Origin of the sequence: Pseudorhodoplanes sp., assembly GCA_032027085.1 — a bacterium.
Lineage (GTDB): Bacteria > Pseudomonadota > Alphaproteobacteria > Rhizobiales > Xanthobacteraceae > Pseudorhodoplanes.
This window is the reverse complement of record JAVSMS010000001.1, coordinates 1,362,843-1,383,739: the sequence shown is the minus strand read 5'-3', so window position 1 is coordinate 1,383,739 and position 20,897 is coordinate 1,362,843. Positions and strand designations below refer to the sequence as shown.

The window sequence follows — 20,897 nt, the reverse complement described above, 5'->3', positions numbered from 1 at the left end:
GTGGGGAGAGGTCGACCGTGCGAAGCGCGGTCGGGTGAGAGGGCATCGCCACAAGGACGGCTCTTGACAGTCGAGAGAGCCCTTCACCCCGACGCTCCGCGCAAGCGGGGAGAGGAAGAAGAGGCTCGATCTCCAAGGAACGATCACATCATGCTCGGACACAATCGCATCAAGATGACCGGCGCGCAGGTGCTCGCCGACATGCTGAAGGGCTATGGCGTCACCCATGTCTTCATGGTGCCGGCCGTGCTCAGGCGCACCTTTGCCGAAATGGAGAAGCGCACGGATATTGCGCGCATCCACACGCACGGGGAAAAGTCAGCGGCCTATATGGCGGACGGCTATGCGCGCGCCTCTGGCAAGCCCGGCATCTGCATGGCGCAGGTGATCGGCGCGCTCAATCTCGCCGCCGGCTTGCGCGACGCCTATCTCGCGCATGCGCCGGTGGTCGCGATGACCGGCGGACGCGATCCGGCAACGAAATTCCGCAAGGTGTATCAGGAGATCGACGATGTGCCGGCTTTCGAGCCGGTGACCAAGTTCAACGCCACCGTCGATGATGTTGCGCGCTTTCCCGACATGCTGCGCCAGGCCTTTCGCGTCGCGGTATCAGGCACGCCTGGGCCTGTGCATCTGCAATTCCGCGGCAATGAGGGACAGGTCGACGCCGAGGAAGCGGAGATGGAGCCGCTGGTCGAGGAATTGTTCGCCCGCGTGCCGCCGTTCCGGCCGGCACCGGATGAGGCGAGCCTGCGCAAGGCGCTTGATCTGCTGCAGGCTGCAGAGCGGCCGGTGATTGTCGCCGGCGGGGGCGTGCGCGCCTCGCAGGCCGGGCGTGAATTGGTGGCGCTTGCGGAGGCCCTGCAAATTCCAGTTGCCACTTCGCTCAACGGCAAGGATTCCATCCCGGGCGCGCATCCGCTGTCGGTCGGCGTCGTCGGCAGCTATTCACGCGAGAGCGCCAACCGTGTGGTCAGCCGCGCCGATCTCGTCTGCTTTGTCGGAACCGAAACCGGCGGCATGACCACGCATTTCTGGGCGGTGCCGAAGATCGGCACGCCGGCAATCCAAATCGATATCAATGCCGAGGCGCTCGGCCGCAATTATCCGCTGCAGGCCGCGATCAACGGCGACTGCAAGGTCACGCTGGAGCGCATGCTGGCGCTCGCCGATCGCGGCAGCGCCGCGCATCGCAAAGCCTGGATTGCAGAGACGAAGGAGATTTGCCGCGAATGGTACGCGAAGTACAAGGATGTGCTTGCGTCCGACGCGGTGCCGATCCGGCCCGAGCGACTGGTCAGCGAACTGACGCAACACATGCCGGACGACGCCATCGTCATGGTCGATACCGGACATGCCGGCATGTGGATGGGCGGCATGTATGATCTGCGCAAGCCCTCGCAGAGCTACATCCGCAGTTGCGGACATCTCGGTTGGGCGTTTTCCGCCGGGCTCGGCGCCAAATGTGCAGTGCCGGAGCGGCCGGTGGTGGTGTTCACCGGCGACGCCGGCTTCTGGTATCACATCGCCGAGATCGAGACGGCGGTGCGCTGGAAGATCAATTCGGTCACCGTGGTCAACAACAATGGCGGCGGCAATCAGTCGAAGCGCGGCTTCGACCGCGCTTATGGCGGGGAGCAGACCGAGCGCGCGCGCGAATTGTGGACCTATCGGCCAACCAATTTCGCGCGCATTGCGGAAGACATGGGCGCGGTCGGCATTCGCGTGGAACGTCCCAACGAATTCGCGCCGGCGCTGCAGCGGGCGGTGACGATGGATCGTCCGGTGGTCATCGACGTGGTTACCGACATTGAGGTGCTGGCGCCGCCGCCGGTCAGCCCGGGCTGACCGTCAATGGCTAACGCCGCGCCAGGCTTTTTGCGAAGACTTCCGCGACCCAGTCGACAAAGACCCTGAGCTTCGTGCTCAGATGCCGGTTCGGCGGATAGACGATGTGCAGCGGCATCACTTCGTTCGTCCATTGCGTCAGCACCGGGTGCAGCGCGCCATCGTCCAGATGCCGTTGAATCATGAAAGCTGGCGCCTGGATCACGCCGAGGCCGGCAATGGCAGCGGCGACGTAGGCGCTGCCCTCATTGAATGCCGCGATGTAACGGCCGTGGATTTCGAGCGTCTCGCCGTTGCGGCTGAACGTGAAGGGCCAGTGCCGCCCGGTCTCGGCGCTGAAATAGCCGACGACGTGATGATGATCCTTGTCGAGATCGGACGGATGCTGCGGCTCGCCGTGGCGCGCAAGATAGGACGGCGCGGCGCAGGTGATGAATGAGAGCTCGGCGATGCGCCGCGCGATCAGCGTCTGGTCCGTGATCTCGCCGCCGCGCACGACGCAATCGACATTTTCGGCGATCAGATTCACCGGCCGGTCGGTGACGCCCACGTCGACCTGGATATCGGGATAGCGCGCGTGGAAATCCGGCAGCGCCGGAATGACGACCAGGAGCGCGAGCGAACCGCTGATGTCGATGCGCAGGCGACCTTTCGGGCTCCCCTGCGACAGGGCCATGCTGCTGTCGAGTTCGTCGAGATCGGCCAGCAACTGGACGACGCGCTCGTAATAGGCGGCCCCGTCCGGCGTGACGGTGACCCGGCGGGTGGTCCGGTTCAGCAGTCGTGTCCGCAGGTGGCTTTCCAGTGTCTGGATCAGTTTGGTGAGGGTCGCCTTCGGCATATCCAGCGAGTCGGAGGCGCGGGTGAAGGTGCCAGCCTCCACCACTCGGGCGAAGGCGCGCATGGCCCCGAGCTGATCATACCGGGCTTGCTGATTGCGGTTGGAGGCGGGCATATGACCTATTGTTCACGTATAGAAATAGTGAAGCCATTACAGGCCTATTTATTCCGATATCCGGTTAACCTAGGTGTGCTGCGCCGCAATATCCTATGGGGCAAGGTCCCCGAGCGCAATGACCCTGAGCCTGCAGACAGAAGGTGCAGCAAAAGCAGTGACCTGGACCGACGAAACGGTTCCGGGCCCGGCCGGCGCGCCGATCGGTGTGCGGGTCTATCGCGCGACCGACAAGAATCGCACGACGCCCGTGGTCGTACATCTGCACGGCGGCGCCTTTGTCGCCGGATCGCTGGAGTCGGGACGGACTGTGTCGACGCTGCTTGCCGAAGCCGGCGCCGTAGTCGTCTCCGTCGATTATCCGCTGGCGCCGCAGCATCGCTTTCCGCAGGCGCTCGACGTGGCCTTCGAAGTGCTGAGCCATATCGGCCGCGGCTGCGCCGGCTGGGCTGGCAAGAAGGCGCCGCTCTATGTGGCCGGCGAGGAAGCCGGCGGCAATCTCGCCGCGGCCTTGGCGCTGATGGCGCGCGACCAGTGCGCCCCGCTGCTGGCGGGACAGATCCTTCTTTCGCCGATGCTCGATCCCTGCCTCGCGACCTGTTCGATGCGAGAAGCCAAGGCGGGTCCGGCCGGGTGCCAATGGGCGGATGGCTGGCATCAATATCTCGGCTCAGCGGCGAAGGCCGCGCATCCTTACGCGTCGCCGATCGGATCCTCGCGCCTTGCCCGCGTCGCGCCCGCGTTGCTGGTGACCGCGGAAGACGATCTCCTGCGCGACGAGACCCTGAATTACGCGCGGCGACTTCAGGAATCGGGTGTCTCCGTGCGCGCGTATCTTTTATCCGCACCGACCGGCTGGCCTTGCGCGCTTCACTACGGCGCCGATCAGGGCGCGCCGTGGCGCGACAGCCTGCGCGAGCGCTTCGCCGAATTTTTCGCAGACACGCTGACATGTCCGTCGGCGACTTCTTTTCAAGATCACGTTCAGGCCTGAGGCCAATGGAGTTCCTCATGATCGATTCAAAGATCCGCCGCCGGTTTCTGCTCGGCATTGTCGCTGTCATCGCGCTCGCCGGCGTGATCGGCACCGTGATTTCCTCCTCAGGCAACGGTGCAGCAAACGGCCAGCCCGCCGCGGCGGCGCCCGCGGCGCTTCCGGTGTCGGTGTCCGTCGTGGAACAGCGCGATGTCGCGATCTGGGATGAGTTTTCCGGCCGCCTGGAAGCGATTGACCGCGTCGACATTCGCTCGCGCGTCGCCGGCGCCGTGCAGGCGGTGCATTTCCGCGAAGGCGCGCTGGTGAAGCAGAATGACCTGCTGATCACCATTGATCCGGCGCCGTATGAGGCCGAGGTCGCGCGCGCGGAAGCGCAAGTTGCCGCGGCGCAAGCCCGCGTTCTGCTGACCAAGAATGAAATGGAGCGCGGTCAGCAACTCTCCGATTCGCGCACGATCTCGCAGCGCGATCTCGATCAGCGTCTGAATGCGCATCGCGAAGCGGAAGCCAATCTGCGAGCCGCGCAAGCGGCGCTGCAGGCGGCGAAGCTCAATCTGGACTATACACAGGTGCGCGCACCCGTGTCCGGCCGCGTCGGCAAGCTGGAGATCACAGTTGGAAATCTCGTGGCGGCCGGGCCCGGCGCGCCGGTGCTCACCAGCCTTGTGTCGGTCAATCCGATCTATGCGAGCTTCAATGTCGACGAGCAGATTCTGGCGCGCGCCCTGCAATCTCTCGGCGAGAGCGGACGGAGCTATGACCAGATCGAGCGCATTCCCGTCGAGATGACCACGGTGACCAGCAACGGCACCGTGTTCAAAGGCAAGATGCAGTTGATCGACAACCAGTTCGACATTCGCACTGGCACCGTGCGCGTGCGCGCGGTCTTCGACAATGCGGACGGACGGCTGATTGCGGGACAATTTGCCCGGCTGCGCATGGGCCAAGCCAAATCCGAGCCGGCGCTTGCGGTCAGCGAACGCGCCATCGGCACCGATCAGGACAAGAAATATGTGCTCGTCGTCGACGCAGAGAACAAGGCCACCTATCGCGAGGTGACGCTCGGCCCCGCTGCCGAAGGGCTCCGGGTCGTGACGCAAGGTTTGAAAGCCGGCGAGCGAATCGTCGTGAACGGGTTGCAGCGCGTGCGACCCGGTGCGGTCGTGGAGCCGCAGCTTGTGTCCATGGATGTCCGGTCCGCGTCCAACTGATCGGACGTCTTTTTGATTGCATTGCTTGATTGGTCCGCCGCGCCGGCGCGGGGAGGGTGACATGAATCTATCCAGATTTTTCATCGACCGGCCGATTTTCGCCGGAGTTCTCTCGATCCTGATTTTCATCGCTGGCCTGCTTGCGCTGCGCGTCATGCCGATCTCGGAATATCCCGAGGTGGCGCCGCCGTCGGTCGTGGTGCGCGCGCAATATCCAGGGGCGAATCCGAAAGTCATCGCGGAGACGGTCGCAACCCCGATCGAGGAGGCGATCAACGGCGTCGAGGGCATGCTCTACATGAGCAGCCAGGCGACAACCGACGGCATCATGAACCTGACCGTCACCTTCAAGCTCGGCACCGACCCCGACAAGGCGCAGCAGCTAGTGCAAAACCGGGTCACGCAGGCCGAACCGCGCCTGCCGGAAGAGGCGCGCCGCCTCGGCGTCACTACGGTCAAGAGTTCGTCAAACATCACCATGGTCGTTCACCTGTTGTCGCCGAACGATCGCTACGACATGACCTATCTCCGCAACTACGCGATCCTGAACGTGAAGGACCGGCTGGCCCGCATCGATGGCGTCGGCCAGGTGCTGATGTGGGGCGCGGGCGACTATTCGATGCGGGTCTGGCTTGATCCGCAGAAGGTTGCCGAGCGCGGATTATCGGCCGGCGACGTGGTGCGGGAAATCCGCGCACAGAATGTGCAGGCGGCAGCGGGCGTTGTCGGCGCCTCGCCCGGCCTGCCCGGTCTCGACCTGCAATTGTCCATCAACGCGCAGGGCCGCCTGCAGACGGAAGAGGAATTCGGCGAGATCGTCGTCAAAAGCGGCGCCAATGGCGAGGTGACCCGTCTGCGCGATATCGCTCGCATCGAACTCGGCGCATCCGAATATGCGTTGCGCGCGCTGCTCGACAACAAGTCGGCGGTGGCGATCGGTATTTTCCAGGCGCCGGCGTCGAACGCCATTGCGATCTCGGACAATGTCCGCGCGGCGATGGCCGAGATGAAGGTCAATATGCCGGAAGGCGTTGATTACTCGATCGTCTACGATCCCACGCAGTTCGTGCGCGCGTCGATCGAGGCCGTCGTGCATACGCTGCTGGAAGCGATTGCGCTGGTGGTGGTCGTGGTCATCCTCTTTCTGCAGACCTGGCGCGCTTCGATCATTCCGCTGCTGGCGGTGCCTGTCTCGATCATCGGCACCTTCGCCGTCATGTATATCTTCGGCTTCTCGATCAACGCGCTGTCGCTGTTCGGCCTGGTGCTCGCCATCGGCATTGTGGTGGACGACGCCATCGTCGTCGTTGAGAATGTCGAGCGTAATATTGAGGGAGGCTTGTCACCACGGGACGCGACCTATCGCGCCATGAGCGAAGTGTCGGGGCCGATCGTCGCCATCGCTCTTGTGCTGTGCGCCGTGTTCGTGCCGCTAGCATTCATCAGCGGTTTGACCGGGCAGTTCTACAAACAATTCGCGCTGACCATTGCGATCTCGACCGTGATTTCGGCGATCAATTCGCTGACCTTGTCGCCGGCCTTGTCGGCGCTGCTGCTGAAATCGCACGATGCCCCAAAGGACGCCCTGATCCGGTTCATGGACATGGCCTTCGGCTGGCTGTTCCGCGGATTCAACTATGTGTTCAGTCGCGGATCGCAGGGCTATGCCGGCAGCATCAGCCGCATCTTGTCGCGCAAGGCTGTGATGATGGGTCTTTACCTCGTTCTGATCGGCGCGACATTTGTTGTATTCCGCGCCGTGCCGGGCGGCTTCGTCCCGGGGCAGGACAAGCAATATCTCGTCGGCTTTGCGCAATTGCCCGACGGGGCGACGCTCGATCGGACCGAAGAGGTTATCCGGCAGATGAGCGACATCGCGATGAAAACGCCGGGCGTGGAGCACGCCGTGTCGTTTCCGGGATTGTCGATCAACGGGTTCACCAACTCGTCGAACGCGGGCATCGTCTTTGCGGTGCTGAAGCCGTTCGAGGAACGCCGCTCGCCTGAACTCAGCGGCAATGCCATCGCGCTCGAACTCAACAAGAGATATAGCGCGATCCAGGACGCCTTCATCGCCATGTTCCCGCCGCCGCCGGTGGAAGGTCTGGGCACGATCGGTGGTTTCAAGCTGCAGATCGAGGACCGGGCGGGCCTTGGCTATGACGCGCTCGACGAAGCGACCAAGGCCTTCGTTGCCCGCGCGATGAAAGCGCCTGAACTTGTCGGCGTGTTCTCGGGCTATCAGGTCAACGTGCCGCAACTTTACGCCGACGTCGATCGCGTCAAGGCGCGTCAGTTGGGCGTTGCGGTGACCGATGTCTTCGAGACCATGCAGATTTATCTCGGCTCGCTCTATGTGAACGACTTCAACAAGTTCGGCCGCACCTATTCGGTGCGCGTGCAGGCTGATGCACAATATCGTGCGCGTGCTGACGATGTCGGCCAGCTCAAGGTGCGTTCCGCCTCGGGCGAGATGGTGCCGCTGGCGGCGCTGCTGCGGGTGAAAGCAAGCTCAGGTCCCGAGCGCGCGATGCGCTACAACGGCTTCCTCACCGCGGACGTGAATGGCGGCGCCGCGCCCGGCTATTCGACCGGCGAGGCGCAGGCGGCTGTCGCGAAGATCGCAGCCGAAACCTTGCCGAAGGGCTTTGACTTCGAATGGACCGATCTGACCTATCAGGAAATCCTCGCCGGCAATTCAGCGATCTGGGTGTTTCCGCTCGCGGTGTTTCTTGTCTTTCTTGTGCTGGCGGCGCTGTATGAAAGCCTGGTATTGCCGCTCTCGATCATCATGATCGTGCCGATGGGCTTGCTGGCGGCGATGACCGGTGTCTGGCTCTCGGGCGGCGACAATAACATCTTCACGCAGATCGGCCTCATCGTGCTGGTGGGATTGTCGGCGAAGAACTCGATCCTGATCGTGGAGTTTGCACGCGAGCTGGAATTCGCCGGGCGCACGCCATTCCAGGCGGCGGTGGAAGCCAGCCGGTTGCGGCTGCGGCCGATCCTGATGACCTCACTTGCCTTTGTGATGGGTGTACTGCCACTGGTTCTCTCGACCGGCGCCGGCGCCGAGATGCGACAGGCGATGGGTGTCGCGGTGTTCGCCGGCATGATCGGCGTAACCGCGTTCGGTCTGTTCCTCACGCCGGTCTTTTATGTGCTGCTGCGAGCCATGACGGGAAACCGGCCGCTGGTGTCGCATGGTGCGCATCTAAAAGAGGCCCTGACCGCTGTCGGCTCGCCCGGCATGTCGGCCGCGTCCGGCGCCACATTTCATCGCGCGGATTGATCCGCTTTTGCACGAATGTCTTTCCCACGAGGTAAGGATACTGGCAGAATAAATTCACAATCTGGCCGCACCGGTGACTTCAACGGGTGACCGGAGGCTATCAGCGCCATGCGGCAGTGAGTCATGCTAGGGGGCCTGGCGGATGACCGTTCCGGAGGGAACGGCATCATCCGCGATCGGTTGTCAGCATGGCAGCTTGGTAACGAGGACTTGAGCGCATGCTGCTTGATCATTCGCCCTGTAAAAGCCACGGTTGTTCAAGATGTTGGCTCATATTTTAACTCATTTTCTCCGCAACCCCCCATGACAGCTCGGAAATGACGATGCAACTTGATGCAATCAAGGACCCTGCCGATCTGCGCCGTCTCGACGAAGCTGCGTTGAAAGGCGTGGCAGACGAATTGCGCGCCGAGACCATCAATGCCGTGTCGTTGACCGGCGGCCATCTCGGCGCGGGCCTCGGCGTGGTCGAACTGACCATCGCCCTGCACTACGTCTTCGACACGCCGCGCGACAAGCTGATCTGGGATGTCGGCCATCAGGCCTATCCGCACAAGATTCTGACCGGCCGGCGCGACCGCATCCGCACCGTCCGCCAGGGCGGCGGATTATCCGGTTTCACCAAGCGTGCGGAAAGCGAATATGACCCCTTCGGCGCCGCACATGCGTCGACGTCAATCTCGGCCGGGCTCGGCATGGCGGTCGCGCGCGACCTTGAAGGCAAGAGCCACAATGTCATCTGTGTCATCGGCGACGGCGCGATGTCCGGTGGCATGGCCTATGAGGCGATGAACAATGCGGGCGCGATGAATTCGCGTCTCATCGTCGTACTCAATGACAACGACATGTCGATTGCCCCGCCAGTCGGCGCCATGTCAGCTTATCTGGCGCGGCTGATTTCCGGGCGGACGTATCGCTCGCTGCGTCATGTCGGCAAGCAGCTTGCCAAGGGCCTGCCGAAATTCGTTGCGCAGCAGGCCGGGCGGGCGGAAGAATTTGCGCGCGGTTTTCTGACCGGCGGCACGCTGTTCGAGGAACTCGGCTTTTATTATGTCGGGCCGATCGACGGGCACAATCTCGACCATCTGCTGCCGGTCCTGAAGAATGTGCGCGACGCCAAGAACGGACCGATCCTCGTCCACGTCGTCACGCAAAAGGGCAAAGGCTACGGCCCGGCCGAAGCATCAGCGGACAAGTATCACGGCGTCGTGCCGTTCAATGTCGCGACCGGCTCGCAGGTCAAGCCGAAAACCAACGCGCCGTCCTACACGAAGGTGTTCGGCGAAAGCCTGGTGAAGGAAGCGACGAAGGACAAGCGCATCGTCGCCATCACCGCGGCGATGCCGTCGGGCACCGGTGTCGACATCTTCCAGAAGGCGTTCCCGGATCGCACATTCGATGTCGGCATTGCCGAGCAGCATGGCGTCACTTTCGCCGCCGGCCTTGCCGCCGAAGGCTACAAGCCCTTTGCCGCCATCTATTCAACCTTTCTGCAGCGCGCCTATGATCAGGTGGTGCATGACGTCGCGATCCAGCGCCTTCCCGTGCGCTTTGCGATCGATCGCGCCGGCCTTGTCGGCGCCGACGGGCCGACCCATGCCGGCTCCTTTGACATCACCTATCTCGGCTGCCTGCCGGGTTTCGTCCTCATGGCCGCAAGCGACGAAGCCGAACTCGTGCATATGGTGGCGACCGCCGCGGCGATCGACGACCGGCCGAGCGCGCTGCGCTATCCGCGCGGTGAGGGGCTGGGCATCGAGATGCCGGCGGAAGGCAAGCCGCTGGAAATCGGCCGCGGCCGTATCCTGCGCGAAGGCAATACCGTCGCGCTCCTGTCCTTCGGCACACGGCTCGCCGAATGTCTTAAGTCCGCCGATGATCTCGCCGCGCACGGGTTGTCGACGACAGTCGCGGACGCGCGCTTCGCCAAGCCTCTCGATGTTGATCTGGTGCTCCGCCTGGCGCGCGAGCACGAACTGCTGCTGACCGTCGAGGAAGGCGCAATCGGCGGCTTCGGCTCGCATGTGCTGCAGACGCTTGCCGAACAGGACATGTTCGGCACCGGTCTCAAGGTGCGCACAATGGTGCTGCCCGATATTTTCATCGATCAGGACAAGCCCGACAAGATGTACGCCAAGGCCGGGCTCGATGCGGCCGGTATCACCGCGCAGGTGATGCAGGCGCTGGGCCGAAGCAAGGCACGCGTGGGCGGCAGGGTGGCCTGAGATGAGAGCGATCAACAGCCCGGCGGGCCAACAGCCGATCCGCGTCATTCTTGCGCAACCGCGCGGCTTCTGCGCCGGCGTCGTGCGCGCCATCGAGATTGTGGAGCGTGCGCTCGAAAAATACGGGCCGCCGATCTATGTGCGCCACGAGATCGTGCACAACAAGCATGTCGTGGAAAGCCTGAAAGCCAAAGGCGCGCGCTTCGTTGAAGAGCTTTCAGAGATACCGCCCAATGCGGTCACCATTTTCTCGGCGCATGGCGTGGCGCAGAAAGTTGTCGACGATGCGACGGCGCGCAACCTGCCTGTCCTCGACGCGACCTGCCCGCTGGTGACCAAGGTTCACAATCAGGGTAAGCGCTATGTGGCGCAGGGCCGCACGCTGATCCTGGTGGGACATGCCGGGCACCCGGAGGTCGAAGGAACGATGGGTCAGATTTCGGCGCCGGTGCATCTGGTGCAGACCGAAAAGGACGTCGAAACGCTGGCGATTCCGACCGATACGCCGGTCGCGTATGTCACCCAGACCACGCTGAGCGTCGACGATACGCGCGGCATCATTGCCGCGTTGCAGAGGCGCTTCAGCGACATCGTCGGGCCTGAGACGCGGGACATCTGCTACGCCACCCAGAACCGGCAGACCGCGGTGCGCGAACTGAGCAAGCTTGTTGACGTGATCCTTGTGGTCGGCGCCAAGAACAGTTCCAATTCCAATCGCCTGCGGGAAATCGGTGCAGAATCGGGAATTCCGAGCTATCTGGTTGCGGATGGCAGCGAGGTGCAGGCGGACTGGGTGATGACCGCGGGCGCGGTCGGCATAACAGCCGGCGCGTCGGCGCCGGATGTGCTGGTCGAGGACGTCATCGATGCGGTGGGGCGGTTGCGGCCGGTCGAGGTTTCGACGCTGCCCGGCCGCGAAGAGAATATTTCGTTCCGGCTTCCGGCCGAATTGGCGGTCTGATTTCGACGCAGGTCAAGCAACAGGAAAGCGAAGAGAGTGGCGATACCGTTCTTCAAAGAGATGCGCCTCGGCGCCTACCTTCTCAAGCAGAAGCTCATGGGCCGCAAGCGCTACCCGCTTGTGCTGATGCTGGAGCCGCTGTTCCGCTGCAACCTCGCCTGCATCGGCTGCGGCAAGATCGATTATCCCGATGCGATTCTGAACCGGCGGATGTCGGTACAGGAATGTCTTGACGCGGTCGATGAATGCGGCGCGCCGATGGTTGCCATTCCGGGCGGCGAGCCGCTGATCCACAAGGAGATCGGCGAGATCGTCAAGGGCATCGTGGCGCGCAAGAAATTCGTGTCGCTGTGCACGAATGCGCTGCTGCTGGAAAAGAAGCTGCATCTGTTCGAACCATCGCCCTATCTGTTTTTCTCCGTCCATCTCGACGGTCTGCGAGAGCATCACGACAAGGCGGTGTCGCAGGAAGGTGTGTTCGACAAGGCGGTATCGGCGATCACGGCGGCGAAAGGCAAAGGTTTTGCGGTCAACGTCAACGCCACGATCTTCGACGGCCATGCTGCCGAAGACATCGCCGCCTTCCTAGATTTTGCCAAGGAGCTTGGCGTTGGCGTGTCGATCTCGCCGGGCTACGCCTATGAGCGCGCGCCGGACCAAGAGCATTTCCTCAGCCGCAGGAAGACCAAGGAATTGTTCCGCAAGGTCTTCGCGCTTGGTCGCGGCAAGGGCTGGAATTTCATGCACTCGGCGCTGTTCCTCGACTTCCTTGCCGGGAACCAGACCTACCACTGCACGCCCTGGGGCATGCCGACGCGCAACATCTTCGGCTGGCAGAAGCCCTGCTATCTGCTGGGCGAGGGCTACGCCAAGACCTTCGCCGAGTTGATGGAAACCACGGACTGGGACTCCTACGGCACCGGACGCTACGAAAAATGCGCGAATTGCATGGCGCATTGCGGCTACGAGCCAACGGCGGCGACAGCGTCGATTACCCAGCCTTTGCGCACATTGTGGGTCAGTCTGCGCGGTCCGCGCACCGAGGGAGAATTCGCGCCGGAAATTCCGCTCGACCAGCAGCGGGCCGCCGAATACGTGTTCTCGGCGCAGGTGCAAAAGAAGCTATCGGAAATCCGCACCGATGAGGCCAAATCGCGGACCGAGAAGGCGGCGAGCGCGGCGTAAGGCGAACATCGCAATGGCGGTGTCGCGTGCGGTCACCAGCAGCGCCGGGATTTGCGCGGGATCAGTCGCAAGGCTCTTCAGCACGGCGACATAATCAATGCTGCCGTCAGGTTTGAGCGCCTGTCGCGCCAGCGGCGGCAATTCGCGCTCCGCCGGATCGCAGATCACGCGCAACGCCGCCCAGGGCAGCTTGTTGTCGTCGGCGAAACTGGCCGCGATATGCGTTTCCATGTCCACGGCGGCCGCGCCCGTGGCTGCCCGCAATGCAGCCTTGCTCGCCGGATCCATGACCGGCGCCTCAGCCCCCGCAAGACTTTCCAGCTTCGTTCCCGTCGTGTGAAGCGCGGACGCCAATGCGCCGGCGAGCGTGAACGTTGCATGCCGTGTCTTCGCATTTGCCGTCACCTGGCTTGCGACGATGAGATCGCCCGGGCGCAGCGCTGGATCGAGGCCGCCCGCCAAGCCGAAACTGATCACCGCGCGAAAGTCGGACGGAACGAGCGTCGCAAGCAGCGACCGCAACCGCTGCGGATCGCCGCCGCTGCAGATCACCGAAAGATCCTGGCCGGAGGCCATGCGCGCTTCGAAAGCGGCGCCTGTCACCACAAGAATGGGTCTGGTGGTTGAAACGGGTTTCACATGCCGAACGCGACGCTGCGCGTATTGCCTGCCTTCAGGTTGCGGTAACGCGCCAGCGCCCACAGCGGAAAGAATTTCGGATAGCCGTGATAGCGCAGGTAGAACACGCGGGGGAAGCCGGTGGCAGTGAATAGACGTTCGGTCCACAGGCCGTCTGCATCCTGCATCTCGCGCAGATAGGCGATCCCGCGCTCGACAGCGGGATGATCAACTTGTCCCGCCGCCATGAGACCCAGCAGCGCCCAGGCGGTCTGCGAGGCGGTGCTGGGAGCGGGTTCGTACCCACAATAGTCGAGCTTGTAGCTCGTTCCATCCTCGCCCCAGCCGCCATCGGGATTCTGGATCGATATCAGCCAGTCGGCGGCCTTGCCGATTTCCGGCGAATCGTAGGTCAGGCCCGCAGCATTCAACGCGCACAGAACCGACCAGGTGCCGTAAATGTAATTCATGCCCCAACGGCCATACCAGCTTCCCTCCGCGTGCTGGTCGCGCCGCAAAAAGTCGATCGCCTTCTGCATCGCCGGGCTCTTTTCCGGCGTTTCGCCAAGCTGCGCCAGCATGGAAAGGCAGCGCGCCGTCAGGTCAGCGGTCGGCGGATCGAGCAACGCGCCGTGATCGGAGAAGGGGATGTTGTTCAGGTATTCATAATTATTGTCGGCATCGAAGGCGGCCCAGCCGCCGTCGCGACTCTGCAGGCCGACGATCCAGTCGCGGGCGCGCGCGATGGCCTTGCCATAGCGCGGCGATTGCTCGCCGCGCAGGCCGTCGGCTCGATCCATCGCCATGACCACGACCGCAGTGTCGTCGAGATCGGGATAATGCGCATTGGCATATTGGAAGGCCCAGCCGCCCGGCTTGACATCGGGCCGCTGCGCGACCCAGTCGCCGGCAACATCGAGAACCTGGCGCGGCTTGAGCCAGTCGAGACCCTTTTCGGCGCTTTTGACGGCGCGCTGCCCTCCCGCTTCCAGCAAGGCATGGCCGGTGAGCACGGTGTCCCAGACCGGCGAGACGCAGGGTTGGCAATAGGCTTCGTCCGGCTTGACGACCAGAAGCTTGTCGATCGAGTGGCGCGCTATTTTGACCTCGGCATGATCCCTAGGATAGCCGAGCACGTCGAACATCATCACCGCGTTGGCCATGGCCGGGAAGATGGCGCCGAGACCGTCCTCCCCGTTGAGGCGTTCCGTCACGAAGGCGACCGCCTTGTTGATCGCGCGCTGACGCGGCCCTGCCGGAAAGAACGGTTCTGCCTTGCGCAAGACGACATCGATCGCGCGAAACAGAAGAAACCAGCACCATTTCTGATGCGGCGCCTTTGGTGCGAGGCCCAGCCGCTCCGGCGAATGCGTGAACAACTCGTCGATCGTCACGCATTTCGGATTGCGGGCTTTCGGCTTCAGTGTTTGCAGCACCAGCAGCGGAACGATGACGGTTCTGGCCCAATAGGAAATCTTCGACAGATGGAAGGGAAACCATTTCGGCAGCAGCATGATTTCCACCGGCATTACCGGCACGCTCTGCCAAGGGACGATGCCGTAAAGCGCGAGCAGGATGCGGGTGAACACATTGCTGCCCGCGGCGCCGCCGCGCGCCAGAATCGCCTCGCGCGCGCGCCGCATATGCGCGGCATCGATGGGATCGTCAATCATTTTCAGCGCGAAATAGGCCTTCACGCTGGCGCTCATGTCGAAATCGCCGTCATGGAACAGCGGCCAGCCGCCATGTGCGCCCTGGATGCGGCGCAGATAGGCGGCGATTTTCGATTCCAGCGCCGTATCGATCGGTTCGCCGAGATAATGCCGGAGCAGCACATATTCAGCCGGAATGGTGGCGTCGGCCTCCAGTTCGAACACCCAGTGACCGTCGTCCTTCTGCAGATCGAGAAGCGCCGCAGTCGCGGCCTCGATGGAGTGGTCCAGGCTGCGCACGTGTGCCGGCTTTTCCTTCAGGCTCGTCGACGTGTTGGTCATTTGCTCTGCGCGTTTCTCACACATTCCGCCGCGCGGTGTCCGGAACGCACCGCGCCCTCGATGGTGGCCGGCAGGCCGGTGGCGGTCCAATCGCCGGCGAGGAAAAGATTCATCCAGTCGGTCTGCGCCGCGGGGCGCTTTGTCTCTTCCTGCGGCAATGCGGCGAAAGTGGCGCGCCGCTCCCGCACGATCTGCCACGCGGGCAGATCGCCCGCAATGCCGGCGACGACGGCCACTTCGCGCCAGATATCGCGGGCGAGGGTCTCGCGTGGTGTCTCAAGTAAATGGTCGGCGCCGCTGACGGTGACGGATAGACGGTCTGGAAAGGCGAAGATCCATTGCGTCAGGGCGTTGGTGACCCCAGTCATCATGGGACAGCCGGCCGGCGGGGCGATCTTGAAATGCGCGTTGACGATTGCGCGGAATTCGGTGGGAACAACGAGACCGGGCAGGAGCGCCGCAGCAACGGGCGGCGGCACAGCCAGAATGATGGCGTCAGACGGAGCAAGCCGGACGCTCTCCTCGCCGAAATCCAGTGCCTCAATGCATCGCCCGGAAAAGGAGAGCGCGCGAAGCCGTCGCCCCAGATGCACCGTCGTGCCCGCCGCCTGCAGATAACGAAGCGCCGGATCGATGAACGCCTCCGCGAGTCCATCCCGCGCGATCAGCGGACGGCAAGCCTGACCGCCGGCCAGCAGCGTTTCGCGCACAATCGCGGCGGCAAGCGTGGCGGAGGCTTCCTTGGGATCGGTGTTCAGCGCGGCAAGCAACAGCGGATGCCATAGCCGGTCGTAGAGGAGGCCGCTGCAATTCATTGCTTCCGCAATCGTCTTGCCGGGTCCGGCCCACAGCAGCGGCAGAATGCCGGCATAATCGCCGATACCCGTATCCGGCACGCGACGCGTAGGGTTGAATATCCACCACGGGATGCGCCCGTCGTTCGGCCGCAGGTGCCAGCGTTGCCTGGATGCGAGATCGATGAAGGGAAATTCGGCGGTGGCGGGACCGACCAGCCGGTCCTCGGCTCCGATTGTCCGCAAATAGGCGAGCGCCGCCGTGTTGCCTGACAACAGCAGGTGATTGCCGTTGTCGATCATCATTTGCAGCGCCGGGTCGTGATAGGAGCGGCAGCGTCCACCAGCCTGGTTGGCCGCTTCATAGACGATCACGCTCACGCCGGATCGCGCGAGCTGCACTGCCGCCGCCAGTCCGGAAAGGCCGGCCCCAATAATATGGATGGTCGGCGCCAGCATCAGATCACGGCATAGCGCGCAAGGATCCAGAGCAATTGCGGGCGGCCGATGCGCACTCGCTCGCGCGGCGGCGCCCAGCCGCGCGCAACAAGGCCCTCAAGGATCAGCTTGTAGACTTCGCCCATCACCCTCGGCGTGCGGACCGTCTTGCGGGGAGAGCGCTGCATGACCCTGTCGGCTTCGGCAAAATGCGTGCGGATGCGCTCGATCAAAAGGTTGCAAACTTTCCCAAGATTTGGATGCGCCAGCACCGCCGATGGTTCGGTTTCGGTGATCCCATTGTTTAGCAGAGCTTCGCGCGGAAGATAGAGCCGCCCGATCCCTGCATCCTCGTCAAGGTCGCGCAGGATGTTGGTCAGTTGCAATGCGCGTCCCAGGTGATGCGATAGCGCGATGCCGTCGGCCTCATCCATGCCGAATACCTTGACGCACAGGCGCCCCACGGCGCTGGCGACCCGGTCGCAATACAGATCCAGCGTGGTGAGATCGGGCGCGCGGATGTCGGCAACGACATCCATCTGCATGCCGTCGATGATGGCAACAAAATCATCCTTTGCCAGCGCAAAGTCGCGGACAGGCTCGACGAGGCCGCGCAGGCGCGGCGGCGGTGAGCCCGCATAAAGGGAGTCAAGGTCGGCTCGCCATCGCTGCAATTTGGCAAGACGCGCCGGACGCGGGCCGCAATCATCGGCCACGTCGTCGACCTTGCGGCAGAAGGAATAGATTTCGTAGACCGCCTCGCGCTGGCGCGGCGGCAAGAGTCTCATACCGAGATAGAAGGAGCTGCCTGAGGCGCGTTGCGCTGCGGTTTGCGTCTCTGCCTCGATCGCGGTCATGGTATGTCCTCAGGCATCCTGTGCTTTGTCGCGGCCGCCGATCAGGCGCCGCCGCAGGCGCAGGCTGATACCTTCCGCAATGCCGGCCGCGCTTAGAGCCGCAACACCGGACGTCCCCAAATGCACGCGCTCGCTCAAGGGATCGCGCTGCAACAGCAGGCCGATCAGATTGCGGGCCAGCTTCTGGATGACGGCAATTTCCAGCCCGAGGCGAAGATCATTGACCAGCATCGGAAACAGCTCGGACTGGCGCAGCAGAGCGGACGTGCGCTCCGCAAGATTGCGCAGGCACCGTCGCAACCCGGGAGAAGCTTTGTCGGCACCGAGCGCCTCGACCTGCAACCCCTCGCGCGCCAAAGCATCCAGCGGAATATACACGCGATCGAGATTGCGATAGTCGGCACCGCAATCCTGCAGATGATTGATGATCTGCAATGCCGCGCATAATGCGTCGGAGGCGGGCCAGGTCGCGCGGCTCTCACCATGCACGTCCAGCACGAAGCGGCCGACCGGCATGGCCGAATAGCTGCAGTAGCGGATCAGGTCGTCCCAGTCCTGATAGCGGCGTTTGGTGACGTCCATGCGAAAAGCGGTGAGCAAATCCTGCGCATGACGCGGCGGGAGCCCTCGCGCAGCCAGCGCCGCACGCAAGGGCAGGGCCTCGGGCGCATCCTCGCTGGCGCCGAGCAATGTGTTCTCCAGCCGGTCGAGCCGCGCGAGCTTTTCGTGCTCGGGGAGCGAGGCATGATCGGCCACGTCATCTGCCGCTCGCGCAAAACGGTAAAAGGCGAGGATAGTCTGGCGATGCCGCGGATGGATGAGCACCGACGCGACCGGAAAATTCTCGTCGCGATGGGTCTTGCTGGGATGGATGTCGGCGGAGCTCATCGTTGCGTCCCGGATATGTTTGCCTGGACCCGGCCCTTCCAGAGGCCGCCCCTGCCGCGCAGATGCTGATAGGCCGAATCGAGCGTGAAAGCCATGTAGGCGCAGCCGATGGCGGGCAGGGCAATCCCCCACAGGGGGGAGACCCGGTAGAAGCGCAGCATTGGCTGGAAGGCGAGAGCCATCGCGGCCCAGACAAGTGTGCCCAATGTCTGGCCAAGACCCGTCGCGAAAAAAGTCAGGAATGGCGGCGCTAGATAGGTCAGCGCCATGCCGGCCGTCGTACCCGCCAGCAGCAGCGGCGAATAGCGCAACTGGTCATAGGCCGAGCGCGACACCATGCGACCGATGTCGCTCACCTGCGGATAGGGTCGCAAACTGCGCACCCGCTCGGTCAGGCCGAGCCAGATCGACCCGACTGATTTCAGCAACTTGCCAAGGGCACAGTCGTCAATCAGCGCATTGCTGATCGCTTCAATACCGCCCGCCTGCCGCAGCGCATCGCGGCGTACCAGCATGCAGCCGCCGGCTGCTGCGGCAGTCTTGCGGTTTGGGTCATTCACCCATGCGAAGGGGTAGAGCATCTGGAAGAAAAAGACGAAGGCGGGGATCAGGGCACGCTCGGCCCATGTCTCGCAGTGCAGCTTGGCCATCAGCGAGGTAAGGACCAGACCATTGGCTTCTGCGCGCATGACCAGGTGCCTCAACGCATCCGGCGCACAGGCAATGTCCGCATCGATGAAGAGCAGGTACGTCGATGGATGTGTCAGGCCATCGGCGTAATCGACGCCCTGCTTCATGGCCCAGACTTTACCCGTCCATCCTGCGGGCAGCGTCCGGCCGGTGACAATCATGAGCCGGTTTTCCGCCTGCAGATTGGCCGCAACGGCTCTCGCCACCGCCGACGTGCCGTCCCGGCTCTGATCGTCGACCAGGATGACGTTGAAGGCGCCCGGATAATCCTGCGTGAGCAGCGAATGCAGGCTTTGCGCAATCACATCCGCTTCATTGCGCGCCGGCACCACGGCGGTCACGTGCGGCCAGGATGGACGACCCTTGGCCGAACCTCCATCGTCGCGCACCGAGGTCAGCCAGAAGCCGCCACGCGCGACCATGAGACTGGCCCAGATCGCCGCTGAAAGACTTGCGACTGCGAGGGTTATCGTCGTCCCGCTCATTTATTTATCCGGCGGCGCGCGCCCGCATCGCGTTGTCGACCAGCGTCTTGCCGAGCGACCAGACCGCGCCCGGCACACGATGCGCGTCGGCGATCACCGCATCGAATGAGCGCTCGATCCAGTCGCAATCAGAATCCGAGATGATCAGCGGCGGCAGCAGCTTGATCGTATGAATGTCATGACCCGCGACCTGACACAGAATCTTGTGTTCCTTGAACAGCGGGATGACGATAAGCTGGCAGAACAGGCCCTTGTTGACCGCTTCGAGCGCGCTCCATGACGCCCTGAGCTTGAGGGAACGCGGCGGCCCGAACTCGATCCCGATCATTAGCCCCTTGCCGCGAACGTCCTTCACCAGTTCGTAGCGGGTGGCCATGTCCCTGAAGGACTTCAGCAGCCGCTCGCCCAGGCGCGCCGCATTCTCGACCAGACGCTCCGATTCCATGACATCGAGCGTCGCGATCCCTGCCGCCATCGCGAGATCATTCTTGGAGAACGTCGACCCATGCACGACCGCGCGATCCATTCGGTTGAACATCTTGTCGAAAATCCACTTGCGGGTCAGCAGCGCGCCGACGGGCACGTGTCCGCCCGACAATGATTTCGCCAGCAGCACCATGTCCGGCTCGATGCCCCAATGTTCGACGGCCAGAAAGCGGCCGGTGCGCCCGAGTCCGGTCTGGATCTCGTCCGCGATGAAGATCGCTCCATGCTTGCGGCACAGTTCCAGCGCGCCGCGCAAATAGCCGTCATCGGGCAGATTCACGCCCTTGCCCTGGATCGGCTCGACGATGAAAGCAGCGGCCGGTTGCGCAGTGAGCGCCCGTTCCAGCGCTGCAAGGTCGTTGAATTTCACCTCGATGCAATCGGGCAGCAGCGGGCCGAATCCATCGCGAAAGATGCGATCGCCATTGAGCGAAAGCGCGCCGTAGGTGAGACCGTGAAAGGCATGGCTGCAATAAAGGATGGGCGATCGGCCGGTCGCGGCGCGCGCGAATTTGATGGCGGATTCGACCGTCTCGGCGCCCGAATTGGCGAAGAAGACCTTGTCGAGAAAAGGGACGTGACGGAGAAGCCGTTCGGCCAGAATACCGGCGAGCGGAGACACATCCATCTGCACGAGATTTGGCAGATCGCTGTCGAGCACGTTTTTGAGCGCGTCCCGTACGCGCGGATGGTTGCGCCCCGTCGCAAAGACTCCGAAGCCGCTTAGGGTGTCGAGATAGCGGGTGCCGGTGCGGTCAAACAGGTACTGGCCGCGGCCGGATTTGAAACCCACATCGAAGCCGATGGTTTTCAGCACCCGCACCATCTGCTCGTTCACGTGCCTGGTGTGCAGCGCGTATCGCTCCGCTTCCCGCTCTGCGAATAACGATGCGATATCGATGTCCATGTCCGCCTGTCTCCCCGCCCTGTCCGGGCGAGACCGAATTAGACCGCCCCGTCTGCAACCGCAACA

At 63.2% G+C, this 20,897-nt stretch carries 15 protein-coding genes; 7 read left to right on the top strand and 8 right to left on the bottom strand.

Translation table 11 applies throughout. The features are described from left to right. The first annotated feature begins 150 nt into the window (after nt 1–150). Nucleotides 151–1,848: a thiamine pyrophosphate-binding protein gene (locus tag RO009_06715; GenBank protein ID MDT3684716.1), complete on the top strand. Its 1,698-nt coding sequence runs from the start codon at nt 151–153 to the stop codon at nt 1,846–1,848. A gap of 10 nt (nt 1,849–1,858) precedes the next feature. On the opposite strand, the gene RO009_06710 is transcribed toward RO009_06715, so the two are convergent. Beyond that, entirely contained in the window at nt 1,859–2,803 is a 945-nt protein-coding gene (locus RO009_06710; protein MDT3684715.1) for a LysR family transcriptional regulator, read from the bottom strand. Nucleotides 2,804–2,960: 157 nt separating this feature from the next. Here RO009_06710 and RO009_06705 point away from each other — a divergent pair, with 157 nt between their 5' ends. The 6 genes from RO009_06705 to hpnH all read left to right on the top strand — a co-directional run bounded on the left by RO009_06705 (nt 2,961) and on the right by hpnH (nt 12,674). Then, a complete protein-coding gene (locus tag RO009_06705) occupies nt 2,961–3,797 on the top strand; it encodes an alpha/beta hydrolase (protein ID MDT3684714.1) in 837 nt (278 codons plus the stop codon). 17 nt (nt 3,798–3,814) lie between these two features. Then, nucleotides 3,815–5,011: an efflux RND transporter periplasmic adaptor subunit gene (locus tag RO009_06700; GenBank protein MDT3684713.1), complete on the top strand. Its 1,197-nt coding sequence runs from the start codon at nt 3,815–3,817 to the stop codon at nt 5,009–5,011. Nucleotides 5,012–5,072: 61 nt separating this feature from the next. Then, entirely contained in the window at nt 5,073–8,303 is a 3,231-nt protein-coding gene (locus tag RO009_06695) for an efflux RND transporter permease subunit (protein MDT3684712.1), read from the top strand. Between the two features lie 323 nt (nt 8,304–8,626). Further along, entirely contained in the window at nt 8,627–10,528 is a 1,902-nt protein-coding gene (gene dxs / locus RO009_06690; protein MDT3684711.1) for a 1-deoxy-D-xylulose-5-phosphate synthase, read from the top strand. A 1-nt stretch (nt 10,529) separates the two neighbouring features. Then, nucleotides 10,530–11,489 (top strand): 4-hydroxy-3-methylbut-2-enyl diphosphate reductase, encoded by a 960-nt coding sequence (gene ispH / locus RO009_06685; protein ID MDT3684710.1) that lies wholly within the window; start codon nt 10,530–10,532, stop codon nt 11,487–11,489. A gap of 36 nt (nt 11,490–11,525) precedes the next feature. After that, nucleotides 11,526–12,674 carry an adenosyl-hopene transferase HpnH gene (hpnH, locus tag RO009_06680; protein ID MDT3684709.1) on the top strand — a complete coding sequence of 383 codons (1,149 nt, stop codon included), beginning with the start codon at nt 11,526–11,528 and terminating at the stop codon, nt 12,672–12,674. Here hpnH and RO009_06675 read toward each other — a convergent pair. The 7 genes from RO009_06675 to RO009_06645 are packed head-to-tail and all read right to left on the bottom strand — an operon-like array spanning nt 12,612 to nt 20,831. Further along, the gene (locus RO009_06675; protein MDT3684708.1) at nt 12,612–13,313 is read right to left on the bottom strand and encodes a phosphorylase; all 702 of its coding nucleotides are present in this window, start codon (nt 13,311–13,313) and stop codon (nt 12,612–12,614) included. The two genes, hpnH and RO009_06675, sit on opposite strands and share 63 nt — an antisense overlap. Beyond that, a complete protein-coding gene (gene shc / locus RO009_06670) occupies nt 13,310–15,286 on the bottom strand; it encodes a squalene--hopene cyclase (protein MDT3684707.1) in 1,977 nt (658 codons plus the stop codon). Before shc ends, RO009_06675 begins: the two co-directional genes overlap by 4 nt. Further along, complete coding sequence (gene hpnE, locus RO009_06665; GenBank protein MDT3684706.1) at nt 15,283–16,536, bottom strand: hydroxysqualene dehydroxylase HpnE; 1,254 nt, start codon at nt 16,534–16,536, stop codon at nt 15,283–15,285. The genes shc and hpnE overlap by 4 nt, the downstream gene beginning before the upstream one ends. Nucleotides 16,537–16,538: 2 nt before the next feature. Continuing rightward, nucleotides 16,539–17,375 carry a presqualene diphosphate synthase HpnD gene (hpnD, locus tag RO009_06660; protein MDT3684705.1) on the bottom strand — a complete coding sequence of 279 codons (837 nt, stop codon included), beginning with the start codon at nt 17,373–17,375 and terminating at the stop codon, nt 16,539–16,541. Between the two features lie 9 nt (nt 17,376–17,384). Continuing rightward, nucleotides 17,385–18,263: a squalene synthase HpnC gene (gene hpnC, locus RO009_06655; protein MDT3684704.1), complete on the bottom strand. Its 879-nt coding sequence runs from the start codon at nt 18,261–18,263 to the stop codon at nt 17,385–17,387. Next, nucleotides 18,260–19,438: a glycosyltransferase gene (locus RO009_06650; GenBank protein ID MDT3684703.1), complete on the bottom strand. Its 1,179-nt coding sequence runs from the start codon at nt 19,436–19,438 to the stop codon at nt 18,260–18,262. Before RO009_06650 ends, hpnC begins: the two co-directional genes overlap by 4 nt. A gap of 4 nt (nt 19,439–19,442) precedes the next feature. Beyond that, on the bottom strand, nt 19,443–20,831 hold the full coding sequence (locus RO009_06645) for an aspartate aminotransferase family protein (GenBank protein ID MDT3684702.1): 1,389 nt from the start codon (nt 20,829–20,831) through the stop codon (nt 19,443–19,445). Nucleotides 20,832–20,897: the final 66 nt, after the last annotated feature.